Raw genomic sequence first — 17,063 nt, forward strand, 5'->3', positions numbered from 1 at the left:
GTTCAATGGAACGAATACGTGGAGGGCGGATCGGGGACCGCAGTCGCCCCTCCCGCCGCACGGTCCTGCGGTACGGCGGGGCGATGCTCCCGGCGATCGCCGCACCGGCACTGCTCACCGGCTGCGGAACCGACCCCGCGGCCGGTGCCGGCAACGTCCTGCGGGTCTCCCAGACGGGCGATCCCAAGACGATGGACCCGCAGAAGCAGGGCGACATGATCTCGATGAACGCCCTGATCAACATCTTCGACACCCTCACCGCGCGGGGACGTGACAACACCCTGGTCCCCCGGCTCGCCCTGTCCTGGAAGGCCGTCTCCCCGAAGGTGTGGCGCTTCCGGCTGCGGCCCGGGGTCACCTTCCACAACGGCGAACCCTGCGACGCCGCCGCCGTGCGCTTCAGCATCGAGCGGCTCCTCGACCCGGCGACCAAGTCGCCCATCGTGGAACTGCGTTACGTCGAGGGCGTCACCGTCGTCGACCGGCTCACCGTGGACCTCCACACCACCGTCCACGACCCGATCCTGCCCGACAAGGTGTCCCTCTTCGGGGGCGTCGTCGTCCCGCCGCGCCACCTCGCCGAGGTCGGCGACCAGGGCTTCGCCGCCCACCCGGTGGGGACCGGGCCCTTCGCGTTCGGCAGCTGGAAGCGCGACCACGAACTGCGTCTGCGCGCCCACGACCACCACTGGGAGGGCCGGCCCTCCGTCGACGAACTCGTCTTCAGCCCCGCCCCGAACCCCTCCTCCGCCCTCGCCGCGCTCCAGAGCGGCCAGGTGGACCTCGTCGCCGGGCTCACCCCCGACGCGGCCCAGCAGCTCGACGGCTACACCGGGGTCCGCCTCGACCACCACACCGGGATCCGCACCGCGTACCTCTCCCTCGACACCCTGACGGAAGGCCCGCTCCAGGACCGCAGGGTGCGACAGGCGCTCAACCACGCCGTCGACGTACCGATGCTCATCAAGGCGGTCCTCGGCGGCAAGGCCACCGAGGTCCCGGCGATGATCCCGCGGGGCGCCTTCGGGTTCGACGAGACCGTCGCCCCCTTCACCCGCTCCGTCGCCAAGGCGCGCGCCCTGCTCGCCGAGGCCGGGCACCCCGACGGGATCCGGACCACGCTCACCGCGTCCAACGTGGACGCCAACGTCGCCGAGGCGATCGCCGGGCTCCTGGACCGCGCCGGAATCCACGCGAAGGTCGACCTGCTGGACCCCGGCACCTACGCCCAGCGCCTCACCTCCGACAACCACGGAGCGCTCGGCCCGATGTACCTGGCCGCGTCCACCGTCTGGACCCTGGACGGCGAGAGCATGATCCAGTCCAACGTGCGCAGCGACCGGCGCCAGAGCCGCTGGCACAGCGCCGAGGCCGACCGGCTCGTCGACCTCGAGGAACTCTCCGTCGAGCCCGCGACCCGGCAGAAGGCGTTCTCCGCGCTGCAGCGGCTCATCAAGACGGAGGCGCCCTTCGTCCCCCTCTACCAGATCGACAACATCTACGCCCGCAACACCAGGCCCCGCTGGACCCCAGGCTTCGCCGGCGTCCTGGACATGGCGAGCGCGGAGGTCACCCGATGAGCACCCTTCCCGCTCCCGCCCCGGGCGAAGTCGCGGCCCGGGCCGCCGTACCCCGGCACGCGGCGCTCCGCATCCTCCGCACGGTGGCCTCCCGCATCGGCACCGCGCTGCTCGTCCTGCTGTGCACCGCGACCGTCGCGTTCTTCCTGGTGCGGCTCTCCGGAGACCCCGTCAAGGTCCTGCTCCCACCGGACGCCACGGCCGGGCAGGAGAGCGCACTGCGCCACAGCCTCGGCCTCGACCGCCCGCTGCTCACCCAGTACCTCGACTACCTGTGGGGCATCCCCCGCCTCGACTTCGGCGACTCCCTCTTCTACAACCAGCCGGTACGCGCCGTCCTCGCCGACCGCATCCCCGCCACACTCCTGCTGGCCGCCGCCGCGCTCGTCGTCACCCTCGTCGTCGCCCTGCCCGCCGGAACCCTCGCCGCGATGCGCCGTGGCAGGGCCACCGACCGGACCGTCATGACCGGGGTGCTGCTCGGCCAGTCCACCCCGCCGTTCTGGATCGGCATCCTGTTCATCCTGGTCTTCGCCGTCGGCCTGCACGCCCTGCCCGCGTCGGGCTACGGGACCTTCGCCAACCTCGTCCTGCCCGCCGTGACCCTCGCCGTCTACTCCGTCGCCGTCGTGGCCCGGCTGCTGCGCTCCTCCCTCATCGACGTACTGAGCTCCGACCACATCCGCACCGCGCGGGCCAAGGGGTTCGGCCCCTTCAAGGTCGTCCTCAGGCACGGGCTGCGCAACGCCTCCCTGCCCGTCGTCACCGTCGTCGGCCTGGAGGTCGGAAGCCTCCTCGGCGGCGCCATCCTCACCGAACAGGTCTTCTCCTGGCCGGGGGTCGGACAGCTCACCATCGAGGCCATCTCCAACCGCGACTTCCCCCTCGTCCAGGCCACCGTGCTGCTGTTCGCCGCCACCTTCGTCGTGGTGAACCTGCTCGTCGACCTCTCCTACAGCCTCCTCGACCCGAGGGTGAGGACCTCCCGATGACCACCGTGACCCCGGCACCCGCCGAAACCCCCGCTCCCGCCTCACCGGCCCCCGCGCACCGGACCGCCGCACTGCGCACGCTGCTGCGGAACCGGCTCGCCGTGGCGGCCCTCGCCTTCCTCGCACTCGTCGTGGTCTGCGCCCTGTTCGCCCCGCTGATCGCGCCCGCCGACCCCAACGCCCAGAACCTGCTGGAGCGGCTCCAGCCCCCGGCCTGGCAGCACGGCGGCAGCACCGCCCATCTCCTGGGTACCGACCAGCTCGGCCGTGACCTGCTCTCCCGGGTCATCCACGGCACCCGGGTCTCACTGCTCGTCGGCGCCGGGGCGGCCCTGCTCGCGGGGGTCATCGGAACCCTCATCGGCCTCGCCTCCGGCTACTTCGGAGGCGCCGTCGACCGCGTGCTCATGCGCATCGCCGACGTCCAGCTCGCCTTCCCCGCCATCCTGCTCGCCCTCGCGATCGTGGGCTTCCTCGGCTCCGGACTCTGGTACGTCATCCTCGTCCTCGGGGTGACCGGCTGGGTGTCGTACGCCCGCGTGGTGCGTTCCGAGGTGCTGTCCCTGCGCACCCGGGACTTCATCACCGAGGCGCGGGCCATCGGCGTCGGCGACGCCGCGATCATGCGCCGCCACCTGCTCCCCAACGTGATGGCGCCGCTCGCCACCATCGGCACCCTCCACGTCGCCGCCGCCGTCGTCGCCGAGGCATCCCTCAGCTACCTCGGCCTCGGCGTCCCCAAGGAGACCGTGACCTGGGGCTCGATGCTCGCCGACGGGCAGCTCTACCTCGGCACCGCCTGGTGGGTCGCCGTCTTCCCCGGCGTCGCACTCATGCTCACCTCCCTCGCCGTCAACATCACCGGCGACGCCCTGCGCGACGTCGCGGACCCGAAGGCCTACCGCCGATGACCTCCAACACCTCTGCGGCGCCGGTCCTCGAGATCCAGGACCTGCGCGTCGACTTCCGCCTCTCCACCACCACCGTCCACGCGGTACGCGGTGTCAGCTTCTCCGTCGCCCCGGGGGAGACCCTCGCCGTCGTCGGCGAATCGGGCAGCGGCAAGTCCGCGACCGCGCTGTCAGCGCTCCGCCTCAACCCGGAGCCGCCCTGCGTCTACGCCGGCGGCCGGATCCTCCTCGACGGGAAGGACCTCCTCACCCGGAGCGAACGCGAACTCGGACGCATCAGGGGCGCCGAACTGTCCATGATCTTCCAGGATCCGATGACCAGCCTCGACCCGCTGCAGCGCATCGGCAGCCAGATAGCCGAGGTGCTGCGGCACCACGGGGACCACACCCGGGCCGAAGCCAGGGCGGCCGCCCTCGCCGCCCTCGACGAGGTGGGCATCCCTGACCCCGAACTCCGCTACCGGCAGTACCCCCACGAGCTCTCCGGCGGCCTCCGGCAGCGCGTCATGATCGCCGCCGCGCTCGTCGCCCGGCCCCGCGTCCTCATCGCCGACGAACCCACCACGGCACTGGACGTCACCGTGCAGCGCCAGATCCTCGACCTGCTCGTCGACCTCCAGCAGCGGCACGGCATGGCGGTCGTCCTCATCACCCACGACCTCGGCGTCGTCGCCGAGACCGCCGACCGCGTGGTCGTGATGCACCACGGCGAGGCGGTCGAGAGCGGCGACGTCCACGACGTCTTCGCCCGCCCCCAGGACCCGTACACCCGTCAGCTGCTCGACGCGACACCCCGACTGGAGACCGCCGGATGACCGCCACCACCGCGCCTCTGCTCGAACTCGAAGCGCTGCGGAAGGAGTTCGACGGCAAGGCCGCCGTCGACGACGTCAGCCTCAGCGTCCGCGAGGGGGAGACCCTCGCCCTCGTGGGCGAGTCGGGCTGCGGCAAGACGACGCTGACCCGGCTGCTGCTGCGCCTGCTGGAACCCACCTCCGGCAGCGTGCGCTTCGACGGTACGGACCTCTCCGGCCTCGACAAGGGCGCGATGCGCGCGGTCCGCCGCCAGATGCAGGTCGTCCTGCAGGACCCCTACTCGAGCATGAACCCGCGGCTCAGGATCGCCGACATCGTCGCCGAGCCCCTCGTCACCCACGACCCGCGGGCGCGGGGCAGGCGCGGGCGCGCCTACGCCCGGCAGCGCGCCGGTGAACTGCTCGTCGCCGTCGGGCTCGACGACACGATCCTGGACCGCTACCCGCACGAGTTCTCCGGCGGCCAGCGCCAGCGCATCTCCATCGCCCGCGCCATCGGGCTCGAACCCCGGCTCGTCGTCCTCGACGAACCGACCAGCGCGCTCGACGTGTCCGTCCAGGCCCGCGTCCTCGACCTGCTCACCGACCTCCAGCAGCGCCTCGGCCTCACCTACGTCTTCGTCAGCCACAACCTCGCCGTCGTCCAGCAGGTCGCCGACCGGGTGGCCGTCATGCGCGGCGGCCGGATCGTCGAGACGGGCACCGCGCACCAGGTCTTCACCGCCCCCGCGCACCCCTACACCCGGCAGCTCCTCGACGCCGTACCCGTCCCCGACCCGACGAAGGCCCGCAGGGCCCGGCGCTCCGCCCCCGGCAGGACTGCCGGAGCGGTGGCCGGCCCGGCCACCGCTCACGACGGCACCGCATGACGCCCCGCCTACCTGCCGGACAGCACGAGCCCCGCACCCCCGAGGAGGGCGACATCGTCCACGGCGGCCTCGCTCACCACCACCCGGGGAAGCTCCCCGCCGCCCAGCGCACCCGCGCGCAGCCCCGCCTCGACCAGGGCGCGGAACGGCTCCCCGCCCTCACGGGCCTCCCCGTGCAGGACGAACAGGCCGCACGCGAACAGCTGCTGCACCGTCGCGAGACCCAGCACCAGATTCTCCGCGTACTCCGCGACCAGCCGTCGGGCCGCCCCCTCGCCGGACGCCACCAGCGCACCGAGCGAGGCGTCCCCGGCGAGGCCCAGCGCCCCCGCCCGCCCGCGCAGCCAGCGGGTGGTGGCCACCGCCTTCCAGCAGCCCCTGCGCCCGCAGGTGCACGGCTCACCACTGGCCGAGACGGTCATGTGCGCCCCACTGCGTCCGCCCTCGGGGGCCAGCACCTCGCCGTCGTACAGGATGCCCACCCCGAGGACCTCGCCCGTCGACACCGAGGCGAAGGAACGCCGGCCACGGCCCGGCCCGAACCAGCGGTCACCGAGCACCTGCACCCTGGCGCGGTGCTCGACGCGCACCGGCGCCCCGGTCAGCTCCTCCAGCCGCGCGGTCACCCCGTACCCCCGCAGCGCCGGCGCCTCGTCGACCTCGATCACCCGGCCGCCGGCCGGATCCACCACTCCCGCCGCCGCGACACCGATCCCGGACGGCCGGCGCTCCTCGAACACCGCCGCCACCCGGGCGAGAGCCTCGTCGACCCCGGAGGGCGACGGGGACGCCGCGTCGAAGACCGCCTCGGCCCGGGCGAGCACCGTCCCCGCGCGGTCGAGCAGCGCCGCGCGGACCCGGCCGGGCAGCAGCTCCACGGCCCCCAGCGTGCGGGGAACGGCCCGCACCTCCGGACCCGGCACAGGGTCCGGCACCAACCGCAAGGGAGAACGTTCATGAGCCATACGCCGACTCTGCCACGCCCGAGTTCCGGGGAGACAGCCGCATGAGCGACCGGAACCTGACCGAAACCACCTGGCGGGACGTCAGGGAGTCGGCGCCCGGGTCCATCGCGCTCCTCCCGATCGGCTCCCAGGAGCAGCACGCCGAGCACCTGCCGATGGGCACCGACACCCTCCTGGCCGACGCGGTGGTGGACCGGGCACTCGCCCTGCTGGACGAGGAGGCCGCCGACGGCGCGCCGTCCCTCGTCCGGCTGCCGACGCTGCCGTACGGGCACAGCCCGCACCACCTGTTCGCGGCGGCGCTGACCCTGTCCGCCGACACCCTGGGTGCCGTACTCGGCGACGTGCTCGACTCCCTCGCCGCCTGCGGATACCGCCGCGTCCTCGTGGTCAACGGCCACGGCGGCAACGACGAGATCATGAAGCTCGCCGTCAAGCGCTTCGCCCTGCGTGCCGAGGTCACGGCCGCCGCCTGCTCGTACTGGACGGTGACCAGCGGGGAGGAGGACGGCGGACGCCCCGACGTGACCCCCGGGCACGCGGGCTGGTTCGAGACCTCCCTGATGCTCGCCGCGCACCCCGGCCTGGTGCGCACCCCGGTACCCGCGAGGCAGCCCGTGGACCCGCCGCCGCTGTTCGACCGCCCGCCCTACCCGGGCCTCACCGTCGAACGGCACGGCGAGTGGGAACGCGTGGGCGGCTCCACCGACGACGCCTCCACCGCCGACGCCGCACACGGACGCCGGCTCCTCGACGACCGCGCCCGCGGCCTCGCCCGCGCCGTGCTGGCCTTCGACGCCGCCACCCGCCGACAGCCCTGACCCACGCCCTCCGGCACCCACCGCAACTCCGCACCGAACGAGGAACCCGCATGAAGATCACCGACGTAGACGTCCACGTCGTGAACCTGCCCCTGGTCAACCCCTTCACCAGCTCCTTCGAGACCAAGACCGGGGAGACCCGCACCGTCGTCCGCATCCGGACGGACACCGGTGCGGAGGGCTGGGGCGAGACCATGTGGGGCCGGCCCGTCGCCGCCATCGTGAAGAACATCGCGGAGGACCTCATCGGGATGAGCCCCTTCGCCCTGGAGGCCTTCCACCGCAAGCAGCACATGGTCCCCTTCTTCTACGGCTACCTGGGATACGCCGCCATCGCCGCCCTCGACGTCGCCTGCTGGGACGCCATGGGCAAGGCCACCGGCCAGTCCGTCACCGACCTCCTCGGCGGCCCCGTCCGCGACGAGGTCCCGCTCACCGCCCTCATCACCCGGGCCGACGCCCCCGGCGCCCGGCCCGCCGACCTGCCCGCCCAGCTCGCCGAACACACCCTGCGGGTCGTGACCGAGGGAGGCTTCCAGGCCGTCAAGCTCAAGGGCACCAAGGACGTCCAGGGCGACGTCGCGATCCTGCGCGCCCTGCGCTCCGCACTGCCCGAGGTCAGCCTGCGCGTCGACCCCAACGCCGCCTGGTCCGTCCCCGACTCCGTCCGGGCCGGCATCGCCCTGGAGGAGCTGGACCTCGAATACCTGGAGGACCCCTGCGTCGGCATCGAGGGCATGAGCCAGGTCCGCGCCAAGGTCCGCATCCCGCTCTGCACCAACATGTGCGTCGTACGCTTCGAGGACTTCGCGCCCGCCGTGCGCCTGGGCGCCGTGGACGTCATCCACGGGGACGTCTACAAGTGGGGCGGCATAGCGCCCACCAAGGCCCTCGCCGCGCACTGCGAGACCTTCGGGCTCGGGATGAACCTGCACAGCGGCGGGGAACTCGGCATCGCCACCGCCGCGCACCTGGCCGTCGTCGCCAGCACGCCCGTGCTGTCCCGCGCCATCGACTCCATGTACTACCTGCACGCCGACGACATCATCGAGCCGCTCACCTTCGAACACGGCAGCCTGCGCGTCCCGTCCGGCCCCGGGCTCGGCGTCACCGTCGACGAGGACAAGCTCCGCCACTACGCCGAGGTCAACGCCCGCGAAGGAGACCTGACCCGATGAGCACCACCACCCCCGACGCCCGGCGCGCCGTCCGTACCGACCGGGCACCCGCCCCCGCCGGCGCCTACAGCCAGGGGATCACCGCAGGCCCCTACCTCTTCACCTCGGGCTTCGGCCCCCAGGACCCGGAGACCGGCGCCGTCGCGGACACCGTCGAGGAGCAGACGGCCCAGGTCCTGCGGAACGTCGGCGCCGTACTGCAGGCCGAAGGGCTCGGCCTCGGCGACGTCGTCAAGGTCACGGCCCACCTCCAGCACCTGCGCCGGGACTTCGCCGCCTACGACGCCGTGTACCGCGACTTCTTCCCCGCTCCGCACCCCGTCCGCACCACCGTCGGGTCCGACCTGATGGACATTCTGGTGGAGATCGACGTGGTGGCGCTGAGGACCGGGGAAACGGCCAAGTCCTCGGGATGACGGGGGTGTTCCCACCTGGTCCGAGACCGGTAACAGTGATCGGCGACGCGTGGCCGGCCGACCGCACGGCTGGCTACGCTCGCCGGCGTAATCGCAGCTCCACCACCGGAAGGACAGCTCAGTGAGAAGAGCATTGACCGCGCTCGTCATATCCGCGACGGCCGTGGCGGGGTTCATGGCGACCGCCGGACCCGCGTCGGCGGCGTCGGAGACCCGTTGGGGGTGCAAGGCGAAGTTCTACGCGATGGACGTCGACTAGGGAGGCGGTACGGCTTACTCGTCCTGCCCGAGCCTCCCCTCCAACCGCGTCCACGCGGTCCAGCTCTACTGCGCGGGCAAGTACGCGGGCATCGGCCCGTGGGTCAAGCGCGGCAAGCTCTCCACCAACCACTGCCCGGGAGGCGTCAAGGCCACGGCGGCCTACGTGATCTCCATCACGACGTCGTAACGCGGCACCGCCGGGCGCACCCCGGTCCGCTCACCGGACCGGGGTACGCCCGGCGGTCCGCGCCCCGGGCGCGACCCGTAGCGCGGTGAGCCGCTCGTCGAGGAGCGGGGCCAAGGCCGCCGCGTACGCCTCCGCGACATGGCTGTCGTCCCGGTAGACCAGGGTGTTCCCCACCGCCACGGGGCAGCCGCCGGCGTCGGTGCACAGCCACGGCGCGGGGTCGATCACCGCCGCGCCCGACGAGCGAGCCGCGTCGCGGACCGCCTTCCTGCGCCCGGGGTCCTCGATCGCCTCGGGCAGGCTGTTCGCGCAACGCCGCAGGTCCATCGGATGGGAGGCCGCGCAGTCGACCGCGTCCGCGCGCGGCCAGGGGGTGTCCAGCAGCACTGCGACTCCGGCCCCCGACCTCCGGATCGCACCGAACGTCTCCCCGAACCCTTCGGCCCACTGCCGGACGGGGTCTGCCGCCGGCCGCGTGGCGTCGCCCGCCTCGGAGGACGAGACGACCACCAGCGCGGGGTGGACCGCGCCGATCCTCGCGAGCACCCGGTGACGCCAGATGTCGCAGGACGTGTACGGCGCGCCGGAGTGCACGGTGGTGACCTCGGCCGGCTTGCAGGATGCCTTCGTCAGCGACACCAGCTTCCAGTGGTGCACGGACGCGAGGCGGTCGAGCGCGGGGAACCACTGGGCTGCGTGGGAGTCCCCGAAGAGCACGACGACCTGGTCGGATGCGGGGTCCCCGTAGACGCACGGCGGTGTGCTGACGCTCTCGTAGCCGACGTGGCAGCCGTCTGCGTAGACCTTCGCCTCGGACGCCTTGACCGAGGTCAGGCCCGGGGTGAGATTTCCGGGCAGGCTGTCACCGGAGGACTCCAGGAGTTCTCGCAGCCGGGCCGCGGGATCAGGGGCGTCCGCCAGCTCCCGGGCCGGCACCGGCGCTGCCCGGCCCGAGCCGACCGCCGGCGGGAAGAGGGACGCCGTCAGGGCGGTCACCGCCGCGAGGGCCGACAGGCAGGCCCCGAGGGCCAGCGCACGGCCGTGCCGTCCGCGGAGGGCGGGGTGGAAGCGCACTGGGTTCTCCACCAGCCGGGCCGTGGCCCAGGCCGGCAGCAGGGCGAGCACCGCGAGCAGCAGCGCCGTGCGCACGCCCGTCGGCCCGTCCAGCACGCCCGGGCCGATGACCAGCAGCGGCCAGTGCCACAGATACCAGCTGTAGGAGAGCCCGCCGAGCAGTACGGCGGGCCGCAGGCCGAGCAGCCGCCCGGCCCCGTACGGCCCGGGTACGCAGCCCCCGGCGAGTACCAGCACGGTCCCGAGCACGGGCAGCAGGGCGTAGTACCCGGGGAAGGCCGTGCCGTCGTCGAAGAGGACGGCGGACAGCAGGACGGACGCCAGGCCGGCCCAGCTCAGCACGGCCGCGGCCGGCACCGGCAGCCGGCCCAGCCGGGCGGCGGACAACGCGAGCAGCGCCCCGGCCCCGAGCTCCCAGAAGCGGGTGTGCGAACCGAAGTACGCCCATGACGCCGGGCCGTCCATCGCCCAGACGCTCATCCCGAGCGACACCCCGCACAGCAGGCCGAGCACCACCGCCGTGGTGCGCCGCCGGCGCGACAGCCGCCAGGTGGCCAGCAGCAGAAGGGGCCACACGAGATAGAACTGCTCCTCGACGGCCAGGGACCAGAAGTGCTGGAAGGGCGACGGAGGGCTTCCCTCGGCGAGGTAGTCGGTGCCGTCGACGGCGAGCCTGAGGTTCAGGACGTACAGGGCACTGCCCACCGCGTCCAGGACGTACTCCTGGAAGCGGACCTTGGACAGGAACAGCCAGGAGCCGGCCAGCGTGACCACGATGACGACCGTCGCCGCGGGCAGCAGCCGCAGCGCCCGCCGGGCGTAGAAGCCCCCGACGGACATCCGGCCGGTGGCGGACAGTTCGCGCAGCAGCTGCGAGGTGATGAGGAAGCCCGAGACGACGAAGAAGACGTCCACCCCGGCGTAGCCCCCGGCGACCGGGCCGACGCCGGCGTGCGAGAGGACCACCATGGTCACGGCCAGGGCGCGCAGCCCCTGGATGTCGGCCCTGGGCGAGTGCTTCGGCACCGGGTGGGCGGACACCGGTGGCCCGGCCGGACGGGAGGGTGGGCGCACCACCGGGGTGTACGTCTTCACACGCTGTCCTCGTGTCTGCGACGGGCAGGCGGCGCGGGCCGGCGGTCCGTCCGTCTCGTCGATGTACCAGCCACCGGAATTCACCGCGCTGACGTACGGGTGAATCGAACATGCCCGTCGAACAAACAGGGCGTCACAGCACTGCGGGCCGGGCGCGGAGCGCGCCCGGCCGGATCGTCCTCCGTGCCCGTCCAGGGGGCCGGGACCGGTGTGACGTGGGCGGTCGAGCCGCCGCACCGGTGTCCGGTCCGTAGAGGTCATGGGCGCCGCATGGGCGCAGGGCGCGGAGCCCGCCCGCCCGGGTTTCTCCTCCGCCGTGCCGGCGTGCGGGACCGGGTGGTCCCGAAGGTGTCCGCGACATGTCACGGCTCGGTCATCGCGGCGGCCCGGGGGCCGTTCCTGCCGCACCCTGGTCCCACTTGTGTCGTACCAGGGGGGAACCATGCGTATCCGCATCACCACGGCGGCCGTCGTCGCCGTAATAGCCGTCGCCGTCGTGGGCTGCAGCGGCGACAAGGATGACGACAGCGCGGCCGGCACCACCAGCAGTGCCGAGCCCATGGCGTCGGCCGCCGCGGACGGCGGCGAGGCCGCGGGCACGGGCATTCCGCCCGAGCCCACCGGCGCCGAGCGCGACGCCGTCCTCGCGGCCGTACGCGACGTCGACGGCAGGCTCACCCATGACGAGGACAAGGCCGTCGACGCGGCCCGCAACCAGTGCGCGGCCCTCGACGGCGGCGCGAAGGACCCCGACCACAGCGCCGCACAGCGGTTCTCCTACGACGGTGTCACCCTGACGGACGAGGACGGGAGCCACATCAACTTCGGGCTGCGCGGGACGTTCTGCCCCGAGTCCTGACCCCACCCGCCGGTGCCCGCGTCGCCGTCCGCCTGGACACCGCCGCCGCCCGGACGGCGTCCTGAGGACTTCCCGCGGGACGCGGGAAGCCCCCCCACCCGGCACGGGTGGGGGGGCTTCCCGGGGGCCACGTGCGGCCCCTCGGGCCGTGCGCTCGCTCCCTCAGGCCTTGCGCTGCATGTCCCGGCGTGCCGGGTTGCCCTGCTCAGCCGCCTTGGGGTCCTTCTCCCCGGCCTTCGCGCGCACACCCTCCTCGACGCGCTTGCCCAGCGTGCTATCGACGTTCGACCAGTACGTGAACGCCCGCTTCAGGATCGGTTCGCTCACGCCGTTCAGCAGGTGGCCGACGATGTTGTCCACCAGCCGGTCCCGGGCGGCGTCGTCCAGGACCTCGCGGACCATGGTGCCCGCCTGGCCCCAGTCGTCGTCCTCGGCGTGGTCGACGTAGGCGCTCCGCGTGATCTCGCCGTCGGCGTACCAGCTCGGCGGGGTGCCGTAACGCTCCGTGTCGGCTGCCGGGCCGCCCTTGGAGTTCGGGGCGTAGACCGGGTCGGTGGTCTTCCGGTACGCCATCGCCCCGTCCTTGGAGTACGAGTGGACCGGCACGACGGGGGCGTTCACGGGAAGCTGCTGGTAGTTGCCGCCGATGCGGTGCCGGTGCGCGTCCGCGTAGGAGAACAGCCGCGCCAGGAGCATGCGGTCCGGGCTCGGCCCGATGCCCGGGACGAAGTTGTTCGGCTGGAACGCCGCCTGCTCGATCTCGGCGTGGTTGTCCGTGGGGTTCCGGTCGAGCGTCATCCGCCCCACCTCGATCAGCGGGTAGTCGCCGTGCGGCCACACCTTGGTCAGGTCGAACGGGTTGAAGCGGTAGTCCTTCGCGTCCTCGTACGGCATGACCTGCACGTACAGCGTCCAGCTCGGGTACTCCCCGTCGCGGATGTGCTCGAAGAGATCACGCGTGTGGTAATCCGTGTCCGCGGCGGCCATCTGGTCGGCCTCGTGCTGGGTGAAGGTCTCGATGCCCTGGTCGGTCTTGAAGTGGTACTTCACCCAGAACCGCTCGCCCGACGCGTTGATCCACATGTACGTGTGCGAGGTGTAGCCGTTCATGTGGCGCCATGTGCGCGGGATGCCGCGGTCGCCCATCAGCCAGGTGACCTGGTGCGCCGACTCGGGCGAGAGGGTCCAGAAGTCCCACTGCATGTCGTGGTCGCGCAGGTTGTTGTCGGCCCGGCGCTTCTGCGACCGGATGAAGTGCTGGAACTTCATCGGGTCCTTCACGAAGAACACGGGGGTGTTGTTGCCCACCATGTCGTAGTTGCCTTCGCTGGTGTAGAACTTCACCGCGAAGCCCCGCGGGTCACGCCAGGTGTCCGGGCTGCCCCGCTCACCGGCGACGGTGGAGAACCGGATCACCAGGTCGGTGGTGGTGCCGGGCTGGAACAGAGCGGCCTTGGTGAACGCTGAGACGTCCGAGGTCACCTCGAAGTGCCCGAAGGCGCCGCTGCCCTTCGCGTGCGGCTGGCGCTCGGGGATGCGTTCACGGTTGAACTGGGCCATCTGCTCGATCAGATACGAGTCCTGGAGCAGGATCGGCCCACCCGCGCCCACGGTGAGCGAGTGCTCGTCACTCTCGACGGGGGCGCCGGAGTCGGAGGTGGTCGGCTGATGCGAGGTGTCGGTCATTGCGTCGTCTTCCCCTTCGTCTCTGCCGCAGGAGACACCGATGGCGGCTCCACGCCGGCGCCGTCCGGCTCCGGGTGCACCCGGAGCTCCGGCACGGGGGTGGAGCAGAACCGCGCGCCTTCCGCGGTACCGGGTGAGGCCGTGTGCGTCCCCTACGCCTGCACAGGTAACCCCCTACCCAGGTAGGCAAACCTGGAAAACAGACTATTCAAGGACAAATCGCATCGCCTGTTGAGCCCGCTCACTGTCCGCGTATCCGCCCCGGACACGCCTCACACATGGAAGCGGCCCGGCCCCGCCGCCGACGGCCGGGCCCTTCGTCGCCGGCGACGGGGTGGCCCAGGCGCCGCCAGGGCCGGGAGACGGCGGCCGTGGTTCTCGGTGCGTTTCGCAAGCGGGTGACGCCCGTCAGGGACTCCGCAGGGACTTCCATCTCTGTCCCGGTGGGATTCCAGGAAGTTTCCGCCGCGCAGGCAGGGAAGGCCCCGACCAGCGCTGAAAGACGTAGACGCGCTGGTCAGGGCCTAGAACCTCAGCACTCGATGATGTTCACCGCGAGCCCGCCGCGGGCCGTCTCCTTGTACTTCACGGACATGTCCGCGCCGGTGTCCTTCATGGTCTTGATGACCTTGTCCAGGGAGACCTTGTGGCTGCCGTCCCCGCGGAGCGCCATCTTCGCCGCGGTGACCGCCTTGACCGCGGCCATTCCGTTGCGCTCGATGCAGGGGATCTGGACGAGCCCGCCGACCGGGTCGCAGGTCAGGCCCAGGTTGTGCTCCATGCCGATCTCGGCGGCGTTCTCCACCTGCTCGGGGGAGCCGCCCAGGACCTCCGCGAGGGCGCCCGCGGCCATGGAGCAGGCGGAGCCGACCTCGCCCTGGCAGCCGACCTCTGCGCCGGAGATGGAGGCGTTCTCCTTGAAGAGCATGCCGATGGCCCCGGCGGCCAGCAGGAAGCGGACGACGCCGTCCTCCTTCTCGGCCTCGGTGCAGCCGCCGGCGGCGAAGTTCATCCAGTAGTGCAGGACGGCCGGGATGATGCCGGCCGCGCCGTTCGTCGGCGCGGTGACCACGCGGCCCCCGGCGGCGTTCTCCTCGTTGACCGCCATCGCGTAGAGGGTGATCCACTCCATCGCGTGGGTCTGGGGATCGCCCTCCGCGCGCAGCTGCCGTGCCGAGTTCGCGGCGCGACGGCGGACCTTCAGGCCGCCCGGCAGGATGCCCTCCCGGGACATGCCACGGGTGATGCAGGCCTGCATGACACGCCAGATCTCGAGCAGGCCCGCCCTGATCTCGTCCTCGGTACGCCAGGCCCGCTCGTTCTCCAGCATCAGGGAGGAGATGGAGAGGCCGGTCTCCCGGGCGAGGCGCAGCAGCTCGTCGCCGGTGCGGAAGGGGTGCTTGAGGACGGTGTCGTCCGGGACGATCGGGTTCTCGCCGTCCACGGCGTCCTCGTCGACGACGAATCCGCCGCCCACCGAGTAGTAGGTCTTCTCCAGAAGCGGCGCGCCCTCTTCGTCGTACGCGGAGACCGTCATGCCGTTGGCGTGGTACGGGAGGGCCTTGCGCCGGTGGAGGACCAGGTGCTCGTCGGCGTCGAAGGGGATCTCGTGCGTGCCCAGCAGGCTGATCCGGCCCGAGGAGCGGATCTCCTCGACGCGGGCGTCGGCGCCCTCGACGTCGACCGTGCGGGGCGACTCGCCCTCCAGCCCCAGCAGGACCGCCTTGGGCGTGCCGTGGCCGTGGCCGGTCGCGCCGAGCGAGCCGTAGAGCTCGGCCCGTATCGACGCGGTGTGGACCAGCAGGCCCTCGTTCTTGAGCCGGCGGGCGAACATGCGGGCCGCGCGCATCGGGCCGACCGTGTGGGAGCTGGACGGGCCGATACCGACCGAGAAGAGGTCGAAGACCGAGAGGGCCACGGGGAGTACTCCTAAGGCGTTGGTGGACGTCGTTGTCCGCCGGGTGGTGCGGGGAAGGGCCGGTGGGCCCGTGGGGCGCGGGGCAAAGGGATGGGGGCACCGCGCACGCCGTTCCAGTGTGCGTGGTGCCCCCACCCCGTGTGCAAACCGCGGGTGTCCGACAGCAGGTGTCTACTTGACGCCGGGGTACAGCGGGAACTTCGCGGCCAGCGCGACCACGCGGGCCTTGAGGGCGTCGGCGTCGTACACCGGCTTCAGCGCGGCCGCGATGATCTCGGCGACCTCGGCGAAGTCCGCCGCCCCGAAGCCGCGGGTGGCCAGGGCCGGGGTGCCGATCCGCAGGCCCGAGGTGACCATCGGGGGCCGCGGGTCGTTGGGGATGGCGTTCCGGTTGACCGTGATGCCCAGCTCGTGGAGCCGGTCCTCGGCCTGCTGGCCGTCCAGCTCGGAGTTGCGCAGGTCGACCAGGACCAGGTGCACGTCGGTGCCGCCGGACAGGACGGAGACGCCCGCCTCGGTGACGTCGGGCTGCACCAGGCGCTCGGCGAGGATGCGGGCGCCCTCCAGGGTGCGCTGCTGGCGCTCCTTGAACTCCTCGGTCGCCGCGACCTTGAAGGAGACGGCCTTGGCCGCGATCACGTGCTCCAGCGGGCCGCCCTGCTGGCCGGGGAAGACCGCCGAGTTGATCTTCTTGGCGAGCTCCTGCGTCGACAGGATGACACCACCGCGCGGACCGCCGAGGGTCTTGTGCGTGGTCGTGGTGACGACGTGGGCGTGCGGCACCGGGTTGGGGTGCAGCCCCGCGGCGACCAGGCCCGCGAAGTGGGCCATGTCGACCATCAGGTAGGCGCCGACCTCGTCCGCGATCCGGCGGAAGGCGGCGAAGTCCAGCTGACGCGGGTAGGCGGACCAGCCGGCCACGATGAGCTTCGGCTTCGACTCCTTGGCCAGGCGCTCGACCTCGGCCATGTCCACGACGCCGGTCTCGTCGACGTGGTACGGGACCACGTCGTACAGCTTGCCGGAGAAGTTGATCTTCATGCCGTGGGTCAGGTGACCGCCGTGGGCCAGGTTCAGGCCCATGATCGTGTCGCCCGGCTTCAGCAGCGCGAACATCGCGGCGGCGTTGGCCTGCGCACCCGAGTGCGGCTGCACGTTCGCGGCCTCGGCGCCGAAGAGCGCCTTGATGCGGTCGATCGCGATCTGCTCGACCACGTCGACGTGCTCGCAGCCGCCGTAGTAGCGGCGGCCGGGGTAGCCCTCGGCGTACTTGTTGGTGAGGACGGAGCCCTGCGCCTCCATGACCGCGACCGGAGCGAAGTTCTCCGAGGCGATCATCTCGAGGGTGGACTGCTGACGGTGGAGCTCGGCGTCGACGGCGGCGGCGACGTCCGGGTCCAGCTCGTGGAGGGAGGAGTTGAGAAGCGACATCAGGG

At 72.2% G+C, this 17,063-nt stretch carries 15 protein-coding genes; 10 read left to right on the forward strand and 5 right to left on the reverse strand.

Annotated features, from left to right (window positions below; all coding sequences use genetic code 11):
* Nucleotides 1-5: 5 nt before the first annotated feature.
* The 5 genes from ACFXOA_RS09580 to ACFXOA_RS09600 are packed head-to-tail and all read left to right on the forward strand — an operon-like array spanning nucleotide 6 to nucleotide 5,167.
* Nucleotides 6-1,580, forward strand: coding sequence for an ABC transporter substrate-binding protein (locus tag ACFXOA_RS09580; protein ID WP_385024383.1), 1,575 nt, complete (start codon nucleotides 6-8; stop codon nucleotides 1,578-1,580).
* Complete coding sequence (locus ACFXOA_RS09585) at nucleotides 1,577-2,572, forward strand: ABC transporter permease (protein WP_385024385.1); 996 nt, start codon at nucleotides 1,577-1,579, stop codon at nucleotides 2,570-2,572. Before ACFXOA_RS09580 ends, ACFXOA_RS09585 begins: the two co-directional genes overlap by 4 nt.
* Entirely contained in the window at nucleotides 2,569-3,483 is a 915-nt protein-coding gene (locus ACFXOA_RS09590) for an ABC transporter permease (RefSeq protein ID WP_385024387.1), read from the forward strand. Before ACFXOA_RS09585 ends, ACFXOA_RS09590 begins: the two co-directional genes overlap by 4 nt.
* Complete coding sequence (locus ACFXOA_RS09595) at nucleotides 3,480-4,298, forward strand: ATP-binding cassette domain-containing protein (RefSeq protein WP_385024389.1); 819 nt, start codon at nucleotides 3,480-3,482, stop codon at nucleotides 4,296-4,298. The genes ACFXOA_RS09590 and ACFXOA_RS09595 overlap by 4 nt, the downstream gene beginning before the upstream one ends.
* A complete protein-coding gene (locus ACFXOA_RS09600; protein ID WP_385024391.1) occupies nucleotides 4,295-5,167 on the forward strand; it encodes an ATP-binding cassette domain-containing protein in 873 nt (290 codons plus the stop codon). Before ACFXOA_RS09595 ends, ACFXOA_RS09600 begins: the two co-directional genes overlap by 4 nt.
* A gap of 8 nt (nucleotides 5,168-5,175) precedes the next feature.
* On the opposite strand, the gene ACFXOA_RS09605 is transcribed toward ACFXOA_RS09600, so the two are convergent.
* The gene (locus ACFXOA_RS09605) at nucleotides 5,176-6,132 is read right to left on the reverse strand and encodes an ROK family protein (protein ID WP_385024393.1); all 957 of its coding nucleotides are present in this window, start codon (nucleotides 6,130-6,132) and stop codon (nucleotides 5,176-5,178) included.
* A 41-nt stretch (nucleotides 6,133-6,173) separates the two neighbouring features.
* Here ACFXOA_RS09605 and ACFXOA_RS09610 point away from each other — a divergent pair, with 41 nt between their 5' ends.
* From ACFXOA_RS09610 to ACFXOA_RS09625, 4 genes are all read left to right on the forward strand, one after another.
* Nucleotides 6,174-6,953, forward strand: a complete 780-nt coding sequence (locus ACFXOA_RS09610) for a creatininase family protein (RefSeq protein WP_385024395.1) — start codon at nucleotides 6,174-6,176, stop codon at nucleotides 6,951-6,953.
* A gap of 50 nt (nucleotides 6,954-7,003) precedes the next feature.
* Complete coding sequence (locus ACFXOA_RS09615) at nucleotides 7,004-8,131, forward strand: mandelate racemase/muconate lactonizing enzyme family protein (RefSeq protein WP_385024397.1); 1,128 nt, start codon at nucleotides 7,004-7,006, stop codon at nucleotides 8,129-8,131.
* The gene (locus tag ACFXOA_RS09620) at nucleotides 8,128-8,547 is read left to right on the forward strand and encodes a RidA family protein (RefSeq protein WP_385024399.1); all 420 of its coding nucleotides are present in this window, start codon (nucleotides 8,128-8,130) and stop codon (nucleotides 8,545-8,547) included. Before ACFXOA_RS09615 ends, ACFXOA_RS09620 begins: the two co-directional genes overlap by 4 nt.
* A 121-nt stretch (nucleotides 8,548-8,668) precedes the next feature.
* Nucleotides 8,669-8,806 carry a hypothetical protein gene (locus ACFXOA_RS09625; protein ID WP_385024401.1) on the forward strand — a complete coding sequence of 46 codons (138 nt, stop codon included), beginning with the start codon at nucleotides 8,669-8,671 and terminating at the stop codon, nucleotides 8,804-8,806.
* A gap of 219 nt (nucleotides 8,807-9,025) precedes the next feature.
* On the opposite strand, the gene ACFXOA_RS09630 is transcribed toward ACFXOA_RS09625, so the two are convergent.
* Nucleotides 9,026-11,164 (reverse strand): acyltransferase family protein, encoded by a 2,139-nt coding sequence (locus ACFXOA_RS09630; protein WP_385024403.1) that lies wholly within the window; start codon nucleotides 11,162-11,164, stop codon nucleotides 9,026-9,028.
* Between the two features lie 442 nt (nucleotides 11,165-11,606).
* Here ACFXOA_RS09630 and ACFXOA_RS09635 point away from each other — a divergent pair, with 442 nt between their 5' ends.
* Nucleotides 11,607-12,023, forward strand: a complete 417-nt coding sequence (locus tag ACFXOA_RS09635) for a hypothetical protein (RefSeq protein WP_385024405.1) — start codon at nucleotides 11,607-11,609, stop codon at nucleotides 12,021-12,023.
* A gap of 162 nt (nucleotides 12,024-12,185) precedes the next feature.
* Here the strand turns inward: ACFXOA_RS09635 and ACFXOA_RS09640 are convergent, their stop codons facing one another.
* The 3 genes from ACFXOA_RS09640 to glyA form a co-directional block, all read right to left on the reverse strand.
* Nucleotides 12,186-13,709, reverse strand: a complete 1,524-nt coding sequence (locus tag ACFXOA_RS09640) for a catalase (protein WP_385024407.1) — start codon at nucleotides 13,707-13,709, stop codon at nucleotides 12,186-12,188.
* 532 nt (nucleotides 13,710-14,241) lie between these two features.
* A complete protein-coding gene (locus ACFXOA_RS09645; RefSeq protein ID WP_385024409.1) occupies nucleotides 14,242-15,627 on the reverse strand; it encodes an L-serine ammonia-lyase in 1,386 nt (461 codons plus the stop codon).
* A 171-nt stretch (nucleotides 15,628-15,798) separates the two neighbouring features.
* A complete protein-coding gene (glyA, locus tag ACFXOA_RS09650; RefSeq protein WP_385024411.1) occupies nucleotides 15,799-17,058 on the reverse strand; it encodes a serine hydroxymethyltransferase in 1,260 nt (419 codons plus the stop codon).
* Nucleotides 17,059-17,063 lie beyond the last annotated feature (5 nt).

The organism is Streptomyces sp. NPDC059166, from assembly GCF_042755185.1.
Classification (GTDB): Bacteria; Actinomycetota; Actinomycetes; order Streptomycetales; family Streptomycetaceae; genus Streptomyces.

What these genes read in the sequence shown, in the direction of transcription:
- ACFXOA_RS09580 (WP_385024383.1), top strand. Translation starts at nt 6, where the DNA reads ATGGAACGAATACGTGGAGGGCGGATCGGGGACCGCAGTCGCCCCTCC.
- ACFXOA_RS09585 (WP_385024385.1), top strand. Translation starts at nt 1,577, where the DNA reads ATGAGCACCCTTCCCGCTCCCGCCCCGGGCGAAGTCGCGGCCCGGGCC.
- ACFXOA_RS09590 (WP_385024387.1), top strand. Translation starts at nt 2,569, where the DNA reads ATGACCACCGTGACCCCGGCACCCGCCGAAACCCCCGCTCCCGCCTCA.
- ACFXOA_RS09595 (WP_385024389.1), top strand. Translation starts at nt 3,480, where the DNA reads ATGACCTCCAACACCTCTGCGGCGCCGGTCCTCGAGATCCAGGACCTG.
- ACFXOA_RS09600 (WP_385024391.1), top strand. Translation starts at nt 4,295, where the DNA reads ATGACCGCCACCACCGCGCCTCTGCTCGAACTCGAAGCGCTGCGGAAG.
- ACFXOA_RS09605 (WP_385024393.1), bottom strand. Translation starts at nt 6,132, where the DNA reads ATGGCTCATGAACGTTCTCCCTTGCGGTTGGTGCCGGACCCTGTGCCG.
- ACFXOA_RS09610 (WP_385024395.1), top strand. Translation starts at nt 6,174, where the DNA reads ATGAGCGACCGGAACCTGACCGAAACCACCTGGCGGGACGTCAGGGAG.
- ACFXOA_RS09615 (WP_385024397.1), top strand. Translation starts at nt 7,004, where the DNA reads ATGAAGATCACCGACGTAGACGTCCACGTCGTGAACCTGCCCCTGGTC.
- ACFXOA_RS09620 (WP_385024399.1), top strand. Translation starts at nt 8,128, where the DNA reads ATGAGCACCACCACCCCCGACGCCCGGCGCGCCGTCCGTACCGACCGG.
- ACFXOA_RS09635 (WP_385024405.1), top strand. Translation starts at nt 11,607, where the DNA reads ATGCGTATCCGCATCACCACGGCGGCCGTCGTCGCCGTAATAGCCGTC.
- ACFXOA_RS09640 (WP_385024407.1), bottom strand. Translation starts at nt 13,709, where the DNA reads ATGACCGACACCTCGCATCAGCCGACCACCTCCGACTCCGGCGCCCCC.
- glyA (WP_385024411.1), bottom strand. Translation starts at nt 17,058, where the DNA reads ATGTCGCTTCTCAACTCCTCCCTCCACGAGCTGGACCCGGACGTCGCC.